The 234-nt window shown below is 57.3% G+C and carries 1 rRNA gene; it reads right to left on the bottom strand.

What is annotated here, in order from left to right:
- Positions 1-86 (bottom strand): 5S ribosomal RNA (rrf, locus tag KVT38_RS34270); the annotation flags it as partial.
- Between the last annotated feature and the right edge of the window lie 148 nt (positions 87-234).

Here is a 234-nt window from a genome sequence, read left to right as displayed (position 1 = left end):
GCGGTCCAAGTACCATTGGCGCTGGAGGGCTTAACGGTCGTGTTCGAGATGGGTACGCGTGGGACCCCTCCGCCATTACCACCAGACCTACTGGGCGACGGGTGTCGTACAGCTTTGCAGCTTACAGAGCTTGCGCCCTGAAAACCGGATGCGAAAAGAAGATGCGCTAGAAATTCTCTTCACCTGTGCGGCTTGCCGCTGGTCTGCTTGAAGCAAACCGTAGGATAAGCCCTC

The sequence above is a fragment of the Cohnella sp. GbtcB17 genome (assembly GCF_019091135.1).
Classification (GTDB): domain Bacteria; phylum Bacillota; class Bacilli; order Paenibacillales; family Paenibacillaceae; genus Cohnella.
The sequence above is the reverse complement of the archived record's forward strand: the minus strand, read 5'-3'. Positions and strand labels throughout refer to the sequence as shown.